The sequence below is a fragment of the Corynebacterium riegelii genome (genome assembly GCF_016728505.1).
Lineage (GTDB): Bacteria > Actinomycetota > Actinomycetes > Mycobacteriales > Mycobacteriaceae > Corynebacterium > Corynebacterium riegelii.
Window position 1 is genome coordinate 708,116 of the sequence record NZ_CP068159.1, and the last position, 16,365, is coordinate 724,480.

At 61.0% G+C, this 16,365-nt stretch carries 13 protein-coding genes and 1 tRNA gene; 7 read left to right on the forward strand and 7 right to left on the reverse strand.

Features of this window, described 5'->3' with window-relative positions:
- The 7 genes from pknB to I6I71_RS03230 are packed head-to-tail and all read right to left on the reverse strand — an operon-like array spanning position 1 to position 9,333.
- The gene (pknB, locus tag I6I71_RS03200) at positions 1-2,001 is read right to left on the reverse strand and encodes a Stk1 family PASTA domain-containing Ser/Thr kinase (protein ID WP_201823280.1); all 2,001 of its coding nucleotides are present in this window, start codon (positions 1,999-2,001) and stop codon (positions 1-3) included.
- A 6-nt stretch (positions 2,002-2,007) separates the two neighbouring features.
- Positions 2,008-3,648 (reverse strand): serine/threonine-protein kinase, encoded by a 1,641-nt coding sequence (locus tag I6I71_RS03205; RefSeq protein ID WP_201822186.1) that lies wholly within the window; start codon positions 3,646-3,648, stop codon positions 2,008-2,010.
- 14 nt (positions 3,649-3,662) lie between these two features.
- Positions 3,663-5,141: a penicillin-binding transpeptidase domain-containing protein gene (locus I6I71_RS03210; RefSeq protein WP_201822188.1), complete on the reverse strand. Its 1,479-nt coding sequence runs from the start codon at positions 5,139-5,141 to the stop codon at positions 3,663-3,665.
- Positions 5,142-6,509 carry an FtsW/RodA/SpoVE family cell cycle protein gene (locus I6I71_RS03215; RefSeq protein WP_236587377.1) on the reverse strand — a complete coding sequence of 456 codons (1,368 nt, stop codon included), beginning with the start codon at positions 6,507-6,509 and terminating at the stop codon, positions 5,142-5,144.
- Positions 6,509-7,885, reverse strand: coding sequence for a PP2C family protein-serine/threonine phosphatase (locus tag I6I71_RS03220; protein ID WP_201822189.1), 1,377 nt, complete (start codon positions 7,883-7,885; stop codon positions 6,509-6,511). The genes I6I71_RS03215 and I6I71_RS03220 overlap by 1 nt, the downstream gene beginning before the upstream one ends.
- Complete coding sequence (locus I6I71_RS03225) at positions 7,885-8,334, reverse strand: FHA domain-containing protein FhaB/FipA (RefSeq protein WP_052205652.1); 450 nt, start codon at positions 8,332-8,334, stop codon at positions 7,885-7,887. The genes I6I71_RS03220 and I6I71_RS03225 overlap by 1 nt, the downstream gene beginning before the upstream one ends.
- 21 nt (positions 8,335-8,355) lie before the next feature.
- Entirely contained in the window at positions 8,356-9,333 is a 978-nt protein-coding gene (locus tag I6I71_RS03230) for a DUF3662 and FHA domain-containing protein (RefSeq protein ID WP_052205651.1), read from the reverse strand.
- A gap of 233 nt (positions 9,334-9,566) precedes the next feature.
- Here I6I71_RS03230 and I6I71_RS03235 point away from each other — a divergent pair.
- The 7 genes from I6I71_RS03235 to I6I71_RS03265 all read left to right on the forward strand — a co-directional run bounded on the left by I6I71_RS03235 (position 9,567) and on the right by I6I71_RS03265 (position 16,362).
- Positions 9,567-9,650, forward strand: a tRNA-Leu gene (locus I6I71_RS03235).
- A 99-nt stretch (positions 9,651-9,749) separates the two neighbouring features.
- Entirely contained in the window at positions 9,750-11,192 is a 1,443-nt protein-coding gene (locus tag I6I71_RS03240; protein WP_201822190.1) for an MFS transporter, read from the forward strand.
- Complete coding sequence (locus tag I6I71_RS03245) at positions 11,189-12,808, forward strand: glutaminase (protein ID WP_201822192.1); 1,620 nt, start codon at positions 11,189-11,191, stop codon at positions 12,806-12,808. Before I6I71_RS03240 ends, I6I71_RS03245 begins: the two co-directional genes overlap by 4 nt.
- 5 nt (positions 12,809-12,813) lie before the next feature.
- Positions 12,814-13,485 (forward strand): hypothetical protein, encoded by a 672-nt coding sequence (locus I6I71_RS03250; RefSeq protein WP_201822194.1) that lies wholly within the window; start codon positions 12,814-12,816, stop codon positions 13,483-13,485.
- A 34-nt stretch (positions 13,486-13,519) separates the two neighbouring features.
- A complete protein-coding gene (locus I6I71_RS03255; RefSeq protein WP_201822196.1) occupies positions 13,520-14,224 on the forward strand; it encodes a hypothetical protein in 705 nt (234 codons plus the stop codon).
- Positions 14,225-14,258: 34 nt separating this feature from the next.
- Positions 14,259-15,020, forward strand: coding sequence for a hypothetical protein (locus tag I6I71_RS03260; protein WP_201822198.1), 762 nt, complete (start codon positions 14,259-14,261; stop codon positions 15,018-15,020).
- A gap of 100 nt (positions 15,021-15,120) precedes the next feature.
- On the forward strand, positions 15,121-16,362 hold the full coding sequence (locus tag I6I71_RS03265) for an ATP-binding protein (RefSeq protein WP_201822200.1): 1,242 nt from the start codon (positions 15,121-15,123) through the stop codon (positions 16,360-16,362).
- The last annotated feature ends 3 nt before the right edge of the window (positions 16,363-16,365 follow it).

Consider the following 16,365-nt stretch of genomic DNA (forward strand, 5'->3'; position numbering starts at 1 on the left):
TTACGGGATGAGGGCAGAGGCCTCAAATTGCCAGAGGTTGTAGCCAATGGCCTGGTCTTTACGGATAACCTCACCGGCGGCGACCTCCTGGTGGCCGATCAGGCCGCTGTCAATCGCCGCGCCCGTGGGCACCGCGGGACCAGGGACAAGGCGCCCAGTCCAGCCGAGGTCACGCAGCGCCTGGTCCGCCTCCGTGGGGTACATGCGCGTGATCTGCGGCATGGTCATCAACATGTTGTTGGACACGCGCAGCTCCACCGTGGTGCCGGTCTCTACCTCGGTGTTCGCGCCGGCCACGGCAAGTACCTCACCGTCCGGGCGATCCGAGTCCACGCGGGTGACCGTGGCGCGCAGATCAAGCTGCGCAAGCGTTGCCGTTGCCTGGTTCACGTTCAGGCCAACCAGGGACGGCACCTCCACCTTCTCCCGGCCTTCGGAGACCGTGATTATCACCTTCGAGCCCTTCGACAGCTGCGAACCAGCCGCCGGGTGCTGCGACGTAACTAGGCCCTCCGGGACAGTGTCGGAGGTTTCCTTCCGAATGTCCTCGTTGAGCTCCAGGCCCGCCTGCTCCAACGCCTCAAGCGCGTCCTGGGCGGTGAGGTTGGTCAGGTCCGGCACGTCTGTGAGCTCGCGGCCGGAAGAGACGATCACGGTGACCAGGGATCCCGGCGGCAGCTGCGAACCAATCGCCGGGCTGGTGCCAATGACGTCTCCGCGGACGATGTCTGGGTTCGGCTCCTCAGAGGTCACGGTGCGAAGGCCAAGTGCCTCCAGCTGCCCGATCACTTCCGCACGCGGCTTGCCCACCACGTCCGGCACCATGATCATCTGCTCCTGCACCTGGCGCTGGTCAGAGAAGTATGAGTACGCAAACCAGCCGGCGGTGCTCAGCAGCGCGACGCCAAGAAACGCGGCGACAATCTTCATCCATGCGGACGTACCGGTCTTCTCGTTGGCGCGGCGGTGATCCTCATAACGGGAGTGCTCCTCACGGGCACGCGCCGCATCCGCACGACGGGCAGGTTCCCTGCGCATCGGCGCACGATCCGTAGCAACAGCAGTGCCGCCAACCACCGTCTGGTCCGTGGCGTTGGTGGCGTTGGACGCATCAAGGTCCGACTCCGCGGCAGCCAAGTGGTTGCGTGCGGCTTCCGTTACAGAGCCGCGCTCCAAACGCTCCAGGTCCGCACACATTTCGTCGGCAGACTGGTAGCGGTCCGCCGGGTGCTTCGCCATCGCCGTGAGAATCACCGAATCAATGTTCACGGCCTCATTCGGGCTCAACGTGTCCGCAATACGCTCGCTCGGCGGCACCGGGTCTTCCTGCACGTGCTGGTAGGCAACCGCAAACGGGGACTCGCCCTCAAACGGCGGCTGGCCGGTAACGGCCTCATACATCACGCAGCCCAGGGCGTAAATGTCACTGCGGGCATCCGCGGCCTTGCCGCGCGCCTGTTCAGGGGAAAGGTACTGCGCCGTACCAATCACGGCGGAGGTCTGGGTCATTGCAGACGTCGCGTCATCCAACGCCCGTGCAATACCAAAATCCATCACCTTCACCGTTCCGGTGTTGGTGACCATGATGTTCGCCGGCTTGATGTCACGGTGAATAATCCCGGCATCATGCGAAGACTGCAGCGCCTTGGTTACGGGCTGCATGAAGGTGGCGGCGTCGTGGGGGCTAAGCGGGCCGTCGTCACGCACGATGTCCCTCAAGTTCCTACCAACAACGCGCTCCATCACAATGAACGGCACTTCCAAGCCATCGATGTCCTGGGAGCCCGTGTCATACACCGCCACAATGTTCGGGTGATTCAGGCGCGCAGAATTCTTCGCCTCCTGGCGGAAACGCTCACGGAAATTCTCATCACGCGCCATGTCAGACTTCAACATCTTCACGGCGACCTGGCGGCCAAGGACCGTGTCCGTAGCCGCGTAGACGTCAGACATGCCGCCCGTGCCGATGATGTCCCCGAGCTCATAGCGGTCAGCGATCATCATGTGTTAGTTGTCACCTCCTGTGACAGATGGGTCAGCTTGTGATTCTAACTCACCGTTGTCCTGCGGCGTTGTCGGCGCCTCCTGCGCAGACGTCGCGGGCGGCTGATCCGGCTGCTGCGGCTGCGAAGGCTGAGAAGGCTGAGCAGGCTGGGACGGATGCGGCTGCGTGGGCTGCTCCGGGTGGGAAGGACGCGGCTGCGAAGGCTGCTCCCGCGTCGGCTGCTGGCGGGTAGTCGTACTCGGCTGGCTGGTCTCCGGCTCAAACGTAATCGTGCCCGGGGCGTCCTGCGTAGGCACCTCGCGCTGCTCCGGCTCCGGCTGCTGCACCTGCGTCTGGGTCTCCGTCACCGTTTCCGTGGCAGCCGTGGCGGCGGTTGTAGGCGTCATCGGCGTGCTCGTCTTCGGAGAGGAGCTGCCAATCATGCCCGCCGACCACGCCCAAGCAACACCGCCGCCAATTAGCGCAAGCAGCAACAACGCCGCAATGATCGGTCCCGCAGCACCGCTCTTGCCGCCGCCGCCAGCATGCGCCGGTGCCGGCGGCGCCGACTGTGCGGAAAGCGCAGCACGCTGCGCCTGCGCACGGGCGCGCGCCTGGGCCGCAGCCTGCTCACGTGCCGCCTGCTCAGCGGCAGAGCGCCGGGCTTTTTCCTGCACCGCCATCGCCGCGGACGGCGGGTACTTCCCAGCCGGGCGGGTGGTGCGCGCGTCAGCAACGTTGGCCAACATCTGGGTAGACGCGGTAGCCGACGGCTCCGCCGCAATCACCTGCGTACGCCCGCCCGGCTGGGCCGGGCGCATACCGTTTCGTACCTGGCTAACAGCCAGCTGCATCTCGTTGCCGTCGCGGAAACGCTGCTCCGGGTTCTTGCGCAGGCCAATCTCAATGAGCTCACGCGCCGGAGCAGACACCGAAATAGGCAAAGCCGGCGGCTCGTTGCTCACGTGCGCAAGCGCCACCGACACGGAGGAGTCCCCGGTAAACGGACGTGTACCGGAGAGCATCTCGTAGCCCACCACGGACAGGGAGTACACGTCAGACGCCGGGGTGACCGACAGCCCTTGCGCCTGCTCAGGGGAGACGTACTGGGCGGTGCCCACCACCATGCCGGTGCGCGTCAGCGGCACTGCTGCCGCGGCCTTGGCAATGCCAAAGTCCGTGATCTTGATCTGCCCGTTCTGGGTGATCATGAGGTTGCCCGGCTTAATGTCGCGATGCACCATGCCCATGCGGTGGATCATGGCTAGGCCATGGGCGGCCTGCTCCAGCACGTCCAGCGCAACGGATTCCTCCAGCTGGCCCTCGCGGGCGATCAGGTCCGCCAGGGACTCGCCGCGGATGTACTCCATGGCAATGAAGCACATGCTGAAACCGGCTGGCGAGGTGACCTCGCGGTAGTCATAGGTGGCCACCACGTTGGGGGAGTTGATGCCTTCTGCAGCCAGTGCTTCGTTGCGGAAGCGGGCGAGGAACTCCTGGTTGCTGGAGAACTCCGGGCGCAGGACTTTCAGCGCCACCTCGCGCTCATTGACCACATCGTCTGCCAACCACACGGTGGACATGCCGCCGTGGCCGATGACCCATTGCAGCTGGTAGTCATCGCCGATAAGTTGTTGTAAATCTTCGCGGTTTTCCGTGTTCATGCTTACCAACTCACCTACCTATTTCCCTGCTCTTGCTGGGTGTTTTCCTCTGCCGGTGCCGGAGCGGGTGCCGCGGGTGCCGCTCGCAGGATCGCACGCCCCAGCGGCGAGGACACCTGCCCGCCGGTTGCTCCAACACCCAAATTGCCGCCATTCTTTACGACGACAGCCACCGCCACATCCTTCGCGTCATCAAACGCCACATACCAAACGTGCGGGTCAGCGCCCTCGGCGTGCTCCGCGGTGCCGGTCTTGGAGGCGAAACTGTTGCCGTCATAACCCCAGGTCCAGCGCTCAGAGCCGTACATCAGCCCGGCAAGCGTTGCCGCTTCCTCCGGCGTCAGTGCCTCATTGAGCATCTCCGGCTCCGCTTTGTACGCCTCCGTCAGGTTGGGGCGTGTCACCCGGGAGACCACATACGGCTTCATACGCACGCCATCATTGGCCACAATGCCGGCCATCACTGCGGCCTGCAGGGCGGTCATGGTGACGTCGCGCTGACCGATGGCGGATTGCGCCACCTCCGGACCGCTGGGCAGGTCGCCCAGGCTGCCGGCCGCGTTGGGCATACCAAGGTCATAGCGCTCACCCACGCCGAAGGCGGCGGCGGCCTCACGCATGGCGTCCGCCCCAACCTCAAGACCCATCTGCACAAACGCCGTGTTGCACGACAGGGCAAACGCGGTGGACAGTGTGACTTGGCCGCCGCTGCCGCACACCTGGCCGCCGTAGTTGCTCAGCGGGATGTCGGTGCCCGGCAGGATGGTCTGCGCCTCACCCGTCAGCAGCGAGTCCGGCGTGTAGCCGTTGCGCAGGCCCGCTGCCGTGGTGATGATCTTGAAGATGGAACCCGGCGGCAGCTGGTCCTGCGTCGCGTGATTCAACAGCGGCTTGCCGGGGTTGTTGTTCACATCCGCCCAGGTGCCTTCTGCCGTCGCTGGGTCAGCGATCAGGTTCGGGTCATAGGACGGGGTAGAGGCCAGCGCGAGGATCTCACCAGTGCTTGGGCGGATTGCCGCAATGGCGCCCTCGTAGCCAGGGTTTGCCAGCAGCTCATAGGCCTGCGCCTGCAGCTGTGGGTCAATGGTCAGCTCCACATTGTAGCCCACCTGGTCCTCTTCCAACCCGGTGCGCAGGAAGCGGGAGGACGCCCCGGCGGTGTCCCCAGTCAACTGCCCGTTGAAGCCAGCCTCCAACTGGGCTGTGCCGTACTGGTCAGAGACGTAACCCACCACCGGGCCGAACGACAGCGGCATGTTGGGGTAGGAGCGCTGGTAGAACCCGTCCTCAGTACGGAACGACTCCGCCAGCACCAACCCGCCCGCGTTGATCTGACCGCGGTTAATCTGGCGCAGCTCCACAGTGGTGCGGGCGTTGCGGGGGTCTTGCGCATACACGTCTTCACGAAAGCCCTGTACAACGGTGAGGTTGACCAGCAAGGCCACAATGAGCAGCAGCGCAAACGATGCACCGAGGCGAATGGACTTGTTCATTTACGCCCCCGTCCCTACAGCCTGTGCTGCGTGCCTGCGCACACTGCGCGGCGTTTTCCGCAGCGCGTCCTGGTCAAACTCCGTCGGGCGGTTCGCGGCGTTGGACACGCGAAGCAGCAGTCCGAGCAGGATGTAGTTGGCCATCACGGAGGAACCACCGGCGGACATGAACGGCGTGGTCAGACCAGTCATGGGCAGCATGGCGGAAATGCCACCAGCAACCACGAAGATCTGGATGGCAATCGTGGTGGCAAGGCCTGCGGCCAACAGCTTGCCGTAGGTGTCACGTACCTGCAGCGCGGAGCGGTAGCCGCGGGAAATAAACACCGCGAACAGGCACAGCACTGCACCCAGGCCAACCAGACCCAGCTCCTCACCAAGCGCGGCCAGGATGTAGTCAGACTCCGCAACCGGGATCATCCCCGGGTGCCCGTAACCAAGACCCGTGCCGGTCAGCCCACCCCAGCTCAAGCCGAACAGGGCCTGGGAAGGCTGGTAGCCAATGGTTTCGAAGTTTGCCAGCGGGTCAAGGAAGTTGGCCACACGCTGCTGGATCTTGGTGCTGACTTGGTAGACGGCGTAGCCGCCAACAGCCACAAGGCCCACGCCGATCAACAGCCAGGAGGTGCGCCCAGTGGCGAAGTACACCATGGCCAACACGGTGGCAAACAGCAACAGGGCCGGGCCAAAGTCGTCGGAGATCCCCATGATCAAAATGGCAATCGCCCATACCACCAGGATCGGCGCCAAGTCACGCAGGCGCGGGAAGGTCAAGCCCAGGAAACGCTTGCCGGCCACCGTAAACAGCGCACGCTTTTGGGTGAGCAGCTGCGCGAAGAAGATCAGCAGCAGGATCTTGGAAAACTCACCAGGCTGCAGCGAAAACGGACCAATCCAGATCCAAATCCGCGCATTCACATTCGGCGGCTGCGGCCACACCAGCGGCAACGCCAGCAGGATCAAGCCAAGGATGCCCAGCAGGTAGGAGTAGCGCGACAGCGCTTTGTGGTCACGCACAATCGCCAGCGTGAGCACCATCAGCACCACGCCAACGAGGGACCAGATCATCTGCCGTGACGCCAACCCACTTGAGCCATCCGTAAAGCCGAGGCGATACAGCATGACCAGGCCAATCGCGTTGAGCAGACTGACCACCGGCAGCAGCAGCTGATCCGCGTACGGCGCGAGCCAACCAATCGCCGCGTGCGCAATGCCGTAGACCAAAATGAAGCCGCCTACCAGGTACAACAGCTCCCCGGTCAGGGTGCGGCCCTGGCTCAGCTCAAGGCTAAACAGCATTAACAGCAACAGCCCTGCGGAGCACAGCAGCAGCACCAGCTCCTTGGTCCGCCCAAATACGCCGCGCACTACTTCACCTCCCGGCACTTCGGTTGCTCAGCGTCCGGCTTGTCAGTCTCAGTCTTGTCAGTCTTGTCGCCGTCCACGCACACTGGCAGCGCTTCGTCTGCAAGCCTGCCCAGCATTCCCAGCACCTCGTCATAGGTGCCCGAGGGCAGACGCTCCGCCGCATCCTGCTGGCTTTCCGGCAGGTCGCTTTGAGAAAACAGGTGGCAGTCCGACGTGCTCTTCGCACCCTCCTCATACGGCTGGGTGCGCATCGTGTTCTTCGAATCCAGGCACACCTGTTGCACCGGCTCACCACGACCGGTCTCAATCACAAAAACGCCCTGCTCATCGGTGGTCAGGTTGTAGGTCTCCGGCGTCTTATTGCGCATCCACATCGTCGCCGAAAACGCCAGAATCAGCGCCAGCAGCAGCGCACCGATCACCCACGGCCATGTGCTTCGTTGGGGACCCTCCGCATCATCGCCCGCGGCGTCCGCAGGCTGCAGCTTCGCACGGTTGTGGTCCGGCTCAATCGTCTCCGACTTGCGCAACAGCGCCGCCGCCCGCCCCGCCGAAGAATCCGGGTGGGTGGACTCAAAGCTGGGTGCCAAAGCACCGGCCTTCACAGGGGCTTCATTGCTTATCGACGCCCCTGCGCCGCCACCCACAACCTCCGCCACCACCACAGTGACGTTATCCGGGCCACCGGAACGAAGCGCCAGCTCAATCAAACGATCCGCCGCGTTTTGCACCGTGCCCTGGCCAAGTGCCACACCGATGGTCTCTGCCGTGACTGGGTCCGACAAGCCGTCCGAGCACAGCAGCAGACGGTCGCCTGCTTGCACGTCCACCATCTCCAGGTGCGGTGTGACATCCCGGCCCGTGTACGCCTTCAGAATCAAGGACTTCTGCGGGTGCGAGGACACATCCTCCGGCGCCAGCTTGCCCTCGTCCACCAAAGACTGCACGAACGTGTCGTCGACGGTGAGTTGCTTCAACGTGCCGTCGCGAAGCAGATAGCCCCTGGAATCACCCACATGGATCAGGCCAAGCTGCTCACCGTTAAACATGACCGCCGTCAGCGTCGTGCCCATGCCCTCCTGCTCCGAATGCTCACGCACCGAAGCAGCAATCGCCGCATTGGCATCATCCGCCGCAGCACCCAACAGCGCAAGCATGTCCGCATCCGCCGGATCCTTATCCAGGTGCTCCAGATGCTCAATCATCATCTGCGAAGCAACCTCGCCAGCGGCATGACCACCCATGCCATCTGCAAGCGCCAACAAATTCGGACCAGCATACGCCGAATCCTCATTGTTGCCACGCACAAGACCGCGGTCAGACGACGCGACGAAATCAAGGCGCAAATTCTTCGAAGATCTCTTTGCGGAACTCATTACGGCACCAGCCTCACAATCGTGCGTCCCATTTTGATATCAGTGCCCACAGACACCCGTTCCGGTTGATCAATGCGCATACCCTGCACAAACGTGCCGTTGCGCGAATCCAGATCCTCAACAAACCACTCACTGCCGCGACGGAACAACCGCGCGTGCCGTGCCGAGGAAAAATCATCACCCAGCTGGAAATCATTATCCGGGCCACGGCCAATGGTCAGCTCCTCCAACGAGGACACATCCATATGGGAGCCCTGCAGCGGACCCTCAACCACAGTCAGGTGCCGCGGCTTCTCACGCTTGACCGGCGCTTGCCGCGCCGCCTGCCTAGGCACCATCCCTGCCGCACGCACAACATCCTTACGCTGGATAAACACCACCAGCAGGATGAACAGCCACAACAGGGCGAGCAGCCCAAAACGGGCGCTCAGAATCACAGTGGCATCCATCGGCTTCCTTCCGGCAGGGGGTTATTGGTTATTCGTCTGGCCCGGCTGATTGGGCTGGGCTGGCGGCTGGAAAAACTCAGTGCCCGGGTAGGGAACCGGCTCAGCCGGCGGCTCCACAGCCTCCGGGAAGTGCGGCGGCTTAGCGTTCGCGGCACTCTGGCCAGCGCTGTTACCGCCCTGCGGGTTCACAATGCGCACCTCAATATTGGAATGGCCAACCGTGATCACGTCACCGTCCGCCAACATCCAGTTATCAACCTGCTCATCATTGACCGTGGTGCCGTTCGTGGACTCCAAATCCACCAACACCGCGATCTCCCCATCCCACGTGATCTCCGCGTGCTGGCGCGAGACACCGGTATCCGGCAGCCTGAAATCAGCATCGTTGGAACGGCCCAAAATGTTGGACCCTTCGTGGACAAGGTAGGTCCTCGACGAGCCGTCTTGAAGCAGCAAGCTCACCATCGGCTGCCCACCACCGGAAACAGGCTTCATAGCATTTGGTTCGGACACAGCATCCTCCTGTTCATGTGCCGATGCTTCACGACGCCGCGCAAACGCAGCCACCGCCGCCGGAGAAGGCTCCGCATCAATAGCGTCAAACCCACTCCCCACATCGGGCACAGAATCAATGTAAGACGACACCCGCAGCTGGCCCGTACGTAAACCAGACTCCTCGGCAATACGCACCACAGCTGGCCCATCCAAGAACCAGCCCTGATTACGCACGAAACGCATCAACTGCTCAGCAAGGTCAACGGGCAAATCACGCTGCTTAGACAGGTTCTCCAGATCCTTCGAGGACACACCAACCGCGTACACGTTCGGTGCAACAACCTCATCCTGGTCCGTAACAACCAACGAATCCTGCGCCTCCTGGCGGATCAGCTCCTCCAACTCAGCGGAGACAACCTTGCCGCCAAACACCGCAGCCATGGAGTTATCCAAACCACGCTGAATAGAACTATCCAGCTTGGCCAACCTGTCCATAAATGACATTCCCGTTCACCTCCTTTACTGGTGCTGCTCGTGCGTTTGCTCGTTGCGTTTGCTCGTGCGCGCGTGCGCACGGGTGTCTTATGACGCAGTAAGTATAGGTGCCGATGGCACACGAACCTAGAAACCACGATGGGACGGCGGCATTTAACTTTGAATAGTTGCCGGAAAAATGTGCGTTTAACTGGCGATTTGTTGTTATATGCCCTTGGGGTGCTATGGTTATCAGGTCCCAAGCCCGGGTGGCGGAATTGGCAGACGCGCTGGCTTCAGGTGCCAGTGTTCGCAAGAACGTGGGGGTTCAAGTCCCCCCCCGGGCACAGACAGACACCCCGTGCGAGAAATCGCGCGGGGTGTTTTCGTTTGCTCCGGTGCTGTTATTTGCGGCACGCCGAAACAGGGACGAAAATACTCCCACTATGAACACGCCTTCACCATTTTCCGACGCCTCCGAAAAACGCCAGCGCTGGATGTTCTTTGCCATCATCTCCCTGGGTCTGTTCATGATCAGTTTGGACAACTCGATCATGTACACGGCGCTGCCGACGATTAAGGAGCAGCTGGGGGCGTCGCAAAGCCAAGCCCTGTGGATTATTAATGCCTACCCGCTGGTGCTCTCCGGGCTGTTGTTAGGCACGGGCACCCTGGGGGACCGGGTGGGGCACCGCCTGATGTTTATGGTGGGGCTGATTGTGTTCGGCGCGGCCTCGCTCCTGGCGGCGTTTTCGCCGACGCCGGAGATGCTGGTTGCCGCGCGCGCGTTCCTAGGCATTGGTGGAGCGACGATGATGCCAGCCACGTTGGCCTTGATCAGCCTCACGTTCCCATACGGTCAGGAACGCAACACGGCGATCGGCCTGTGGAGCGCGGTCGCTGTGGTGGGTAACGCCATGGGCCCGGTAATAGGCGGTTTGCTGCTGGCGAAATTCTGGTGGGGCTCGCTGTTTCTGATCAACGTGCCGGTGGTCATCATCGCACTGGTGGCTACTGCGCTACTCGCGCCGCCGAATGTGGCGAATAAGGCGAAGAAATGGGACGCAACGTCCTCTATCTACTCCCTCATCGCCCTGTTGGGCATGACCGTGGCCATCAAGCAGGCGGCAAATCCAGAGCGCACGACCGTGGTCATGGCGGCTGCTGTGGTGGCGATGCTCTTGTTCGGCCTGCTGTTCCATTTCCGCCAGCAGCGCCTGACAGACCCGCTGCTCACGCTGGATATTTTCCGTTCCCCGATCTTTTTAGGTGGCGTGATTGCGGCGGGCGGAAGCATGTTCGTCTTCATCGGTGCGGAGCTGCATACGGTGCAGAAGCTGCAGCTGATTAATGGCTATTCGCCGCTGCACGCCGGCCTTGTCATCATTGCGATGGCGCTTGGTGCACTGCCCGCGTCCATCCTCGGCGGCGCAAACCTGCACCGTATTGGTTTTCTGCCGTTGGTGTCGGGTGGGTTCGTGGGCGGTGGCGTCGGTACGCTGCTGCTCATCGCTGGGGAGAAGACCGGATCCCTGCCGCTGGAGATCCTCGCGCTGGCGCTGCTTGGGTTCAGTCTGGGTTTGGTGATGAGCGTGGCGTCCACGGCAATTATCGGCTCCGCACCCGCGCACCGCTCCGGCATGGCCGCCGGCGTGGAGGAGGTGGCCTACGAGTTCGGCGCGCTGATCACCGTGACCATTACCGGTGCGCTGATGGCACGCTGGCTGGCGCTGGGGGAGCCGACCATGGGGTACGAGGCGGCGTACGTTGACGCATACCAGGACGTGTTGTGGCTGGTTGCAGGAATTTCGCTGCTGTTCGGGCTCATCACCTGGGTGTGTTTCTATAAAAACCCGAAGACGGCTTCGGACCTAGACTCGGCTACATGACATCGCCGGTAACGCAGTACCTTCACACCATGTTGGATGCGGTGCGCGACCAGGATTCTGGTGAGCGCGCCGATTACATCGAGAAACTCAAAAACGCCGACCCAGACAAGTTGGCGTTGGCGCTTTGTACTATCGACGGCCACGTGTACTCCGCCGGCGACACCGACTATGAGTTCTCCATCCAGTCCATTTCCAAGCCCTTTGTCTACGCGTTGGCGTTGGACATGTACGGCGCGGAAGAGGTGCACAAGTACGTCGGCGTGGAGCCCAGCGGTGAGGCGTTCAACCAGCTGTCCCTGGACAGCAAGGGGCGTCCGGCGAATCCGCTGATCAACGCGGGTGCCATTACGGTTAATCAGTTGATTGGCGGTCCTGAGATGGCCGTGGATAAGAGAGTGGAAAAGATCCGTGACTACTTCTCCCGTCTGGCGGGGCGCGAGCTGGCAGTGGATCAGGAGATCTTTGAGTCTGAAATGTCCACCGCGGACCGCAACATGGCCTTGGCGCACCTGCTGCGTGAGGCGGACATGGTCACTGACCAGCCGCATGAGGCCGTATCCAGCTACATCAGCCAGTGTTCCGTGCTGGTCACGGTAAAGGATCTGGCGCTGATGGCCGCCACTTTGGCAAACGGTGGCACCCAGCCGGTGACGGGGGAGAAGATCCTGACCGCTGAGGCCTGCCGGGTCACGCAGGCGGTGATGGTCTCTGCCGGCATGTACGACGCTTCCGGCCGCTGGATGGTCAACGTGGGTATCCCGGCGAAGTCCGGCGTTGCGGGCGGTTTGATTGGCACGATGCCGGGACAGCTTGGCATTGCCTCGCTCAGCCCCCGGCTGGATGCGCAGGGCAATTCGGTGCGCGGCGTGAAGCTGTTCCGGGAGCTGTCCAGCGCGCTGGATCTGAACCTGGTGTCTTCGAACTTCTACTTCGCGCCGGGCATCCGTTCCGTGTCCAGTGTGGACGGCGCGACGGTGGTGGAGCTGCAAGGCATGATCAACTTCGCTATTGCAGAAAAGAACTTGTATGCGTTACGACGCATGCGTTTAGCCCCCCGCCTCGTCCTGGATGTCTCCCGCGTGACCTCCTTTAACAAAGCAGGCCGCGACCTGATCAAGGATGGCCTGATGCAGTTTAGGGACCAGGGCGTGGACGTGTCCATCTACGACCCGGACCAGGCGATGAGCGACTACGAGTTTTCCGACGGCACCACCGCGCGTGCCATCCGCGAATTCACCACGTCGTTTTCCGTACCCGGCTCACGCGACGAGGTGTTTAGCGCCTTTACCAAGCCGAACGAGTGGTTCGACGGCGAGGACAGTGAGTTTGACGGGTTTGACGGGTTTGCTGAGTTTGAATCTGCGGATGTGGAGGAGTCCGACGACGGCACCCGCGTGGTGTGGAAAGCCGACGAAGACGATGACGCCGAGCTGGTTTTCGACTTCCACGACGACGAGTCCGGCTCCGGCCAAACCAAAGTCAGCCTCACGCGCAGAGGTGCCGGATCGGAGGAGAAAGGCTATGCGGATGCGGCGAAAGGCTGGCGCGAGCGCCTAGCCAAGGGGCTGCAGCCGTGGCTGAAGCGTGGCGAAGAAACCGATTCTGCTGAAAAATAGGGCGCATGCTTCCTTCCCAAACGCGCACAAGGCTTGGGGCGACCGTCGTTGCTTCCGCGTTGCTGCTTGCTGCCGGATGCAGCGTTGGTGGGGAAGGCGCTGTGCCGTACTCGCAGCTTTTTAACGGCGTCACGTATAAAGGCGAGCCGGTTATTCCAGCTCCACAGGAAGACATGGAAGAGATGCTAGAAGCCTTCCTCGCCTCGGAAGCGGAAGGGTATGAGGAGCAGCTTGACCCACCCGAATGTGCCGAGCTGTATAGCGACCAGGGCCACGAGCTTGATCTTGAAAACCTGTCTCTAGATAAGACCGCGTTCGGTGCAGTCAAGCTCGACACCTTTTCCGTCAGGGTTTACAGCGAGAACGTATACGTCAACCCCGAGGCGAAAAAGACACCCCAAGATGACCCTGAGTTAGCGGAAGCATGCCAGGACTTCTCCGTCACATCGGATCAGGGCACCATACATATCCACGTTGAGCCGATTCCGTTTAAGGGCAATACGGACAGAGGTTATGCCCACAAGCAGGTGACCGAAAGCGATGGCATGGAGTATGAAGGCTTCTACACAGCCGCTTGGAAAAACGACGCTTTTGTCACGCTCTACCACTCGGCGGTTGACCAGGAATCTATCGACGCTGGGTTTGAAACCCTGAACATGGTCCTCGACCGCCTGTAGACCGCTTGTAACCTCCAGAACCCAAAGGAGCAACATGTCCACCATCCGCCAGTGCAAAAAGTTTGGAAGTGTCCTCGTAATATCCTCGCTGCTGCTTGCGGCCGGATGCAGCACTGGTGGGGAAACGGGTGGCCAAGAAGCTGCCGCACATGCCGCCTCGGCTGTGCCTTACCCGCAGCTTCTTGAGGGCATCACGTACAAAGGGCAGCCAGTTGTTGTGGCTTCGCCGGAGGAGCTGGAAGAGACGATACAAACTTTCGGTGAATGGGGACCGGGCGGGTTCGAAATACAGCTTGACCCACCCGAATGCGGACCGCTGTATGGGGGCGATGGCCTGAAATATAATTTTGAAAAGCTATCCCCAGAAACGTTCACAGTTGCTACTGCTGAGACCGATGGGTTTTCCGTCAGGGTGTACAACAAGGACGCCTACCTCAACCCGGAGGCGAAGAAGCTGCCCCAGGATGATCCGAAATTGGCCAAAACATGCCAGGACTACTCCATTACAACGGAGTACGGCACCATACAGAGCCACATTGAGGCGCTTCCGTTTAAGGGCAATACGGACAGAGGCTACGCCCATATCCAGACCAGCCAGAGCGACGACATGGAATATGAAATGTTCTATACAGCCGCTTGGAAAGACGACGCTTACGTCACGCTGTCTCACACGGCAGTTGACCCGGAATCCATCGACGCAGGGTTTGAAACCCTAAACATGATCCTCGACCGCTTGTAGACCGCTTGTAACCTCCAGAACCCAAAGGAGCAACATGTTGACTTCCCGCACGTTCAAGAAGATTGGAAGCACCCTCTTTACAGCCTCGCTGTTGTTCGCGGCGAGCTGCAGCACTGATGGCCAAGAAGCTGCAGCGCCAGCCGACCCGGAAGCGTCGGCGGTGTCTGCTGAAACTAGTGCAGCGGACGCCGCAACAACCGAAACATCTGCCGCCCCGGATGTGGAATTCTCGCAGCTTCTGGACGGCGTTACCTACAAAGGCCAGCAGGTCCTCAGAATTTCGCAGGAGGGGATCGAGGACTACATACGGCAAGCGCGGGAAACTGAAGTTGATTATGACGCGCAGTTTGACCCACCCGAGTGCGCCGATGCGTTTGAGCACAACGCGGAGGACTACGACCCCGAAAAGCTGAACCTAGAAACCCTTACTATTGGTGACCTACAGACGGACGGGTTCTCCCTCGTCGCGTTCAGTAGGGACGCGCTCAAAGACGGTATCGACGCTACGTGGGACCCGTCAGACTTCTCCAAGTGCCAGAAGTACTCTTACACCGCACCGGGGCTTGGCACGATGCACGTGAGCATCGAGGAGCTTCCGTTTGAGGGCAACGTGGAGAATGGGTACGCGATTATCCAGCGGATTGAAGAGGACGGCTCGGGACTTGAACCTCTTGACGCCTACAACACGGTTGCAGTGAAAAACGGTGCGCAGGTCAACGTCAACCTCACCGTAGTTACTGATGAAAACACCGCCGCCGCCAACGAAACACTGAACATGGTCCTTGACCGCTTGTAGGCCGTTTGTAGGCCGCGAACGGGCCGCGTACGGAAAATAAGTAGCGTTCAACCCAGAAAATAAGTAGTCTTCAACCCGGAAAATTGGTAGCGTTCGCGCTATGGGTTACTTGCCAAGAGTTGTGGACATGCAGCTTGACCAGCTCTTACCGTATGTTTCCGCGATTGCTATCGAGGGGCCAAAAGGCGTCGGCAAAACAGAGACAGCCGCGCGCCGGGCGAAGACGGTGCTGAGGTTGGATGAAAGCGCGGATGCCGCTGCGTTGGCGTCGGACCCTTCGTTTAGCTCGTTTCCAAAACCGTTGCTTATTGATGAATGGCAGGTGGAACCACAGTCTTGGAACCGTGTGCGTAGAGCGGTGGATGACGGCGCCGAGGCCAGCAGTTTTCCGCTGACAGGCTCGGCCACGCCGGTGGCAGGCACCGATACGCATAGTGGCGCCGCTCGAATTATTTCGTTGCGTATGCGTCCACTGGCTTTGTTTGAGCGCCCGGGCTGGCAGGCAAATATTAGTCTGCGGGACCTCTTTCAAGGCACAGCTGATGTCAGCGGTTCTACGGAGAAAACTCTGACTGATTACATCGAAGCCATTGCCAGCGGTGGCTTCCCTGGCTTCATGCAGGCACCCCAGCTGGTGAGAGAACAGCAGCTGGATTCCTATCTTGCGCGGATTGTGGATAGGGACTTGCCGGATCAGGGATATACGGTGCGCAATGCGGCGTCGTTAATGAATTGGCTGGCGGCGTACGCGGCGGCAAGCTCCACTACGACGAGCTACCAGGAAATTTTGGATGCGGCGACGCCTGGAGACGCTGACAAGCCAGCAAAGACCACCACCATGAAGTACCGCGAAAAACTTGCAGAGATTTGGATGCTGGATCCGGTGCCTGCATGGGATTTCCGTCGTTCACCGTTTGCCGGTTTGGCACGTGCGCCGAAGCACCAGCTGGCGGACCCTGCTTTTGTGCTGCGGTTGTTGAAGATTCCGGCGAAGAAATTAAGCACCCGCTTTAACTACATGTTGGGGCCGCTGTTTGAGTCGCTTGCTACATTGTCGGCTCGTGTTGCTGCCCAGGCAGTTTTTGGCAGCGTGTCACATTTCCGCACGTCTAAGGGGGATCGGGAAATTGATCTGATTGTCCAAAACGCGGATGGGGACATCATTGCCATTGAGGTCAAGCTCAGCGTGGACGTGGATGATGAGGATGTGCGGCACCTGCTGTGGTTCCGCGAGCAACTTCCAGAGGATGTGGTGGACACCGTGGTGTTGACTACCGGGACGCGGGCGTATCGGCGCGCGGATGGGGTTGCGGTGATCCCGCTGGCTATGTTTGGCCCCTAGACT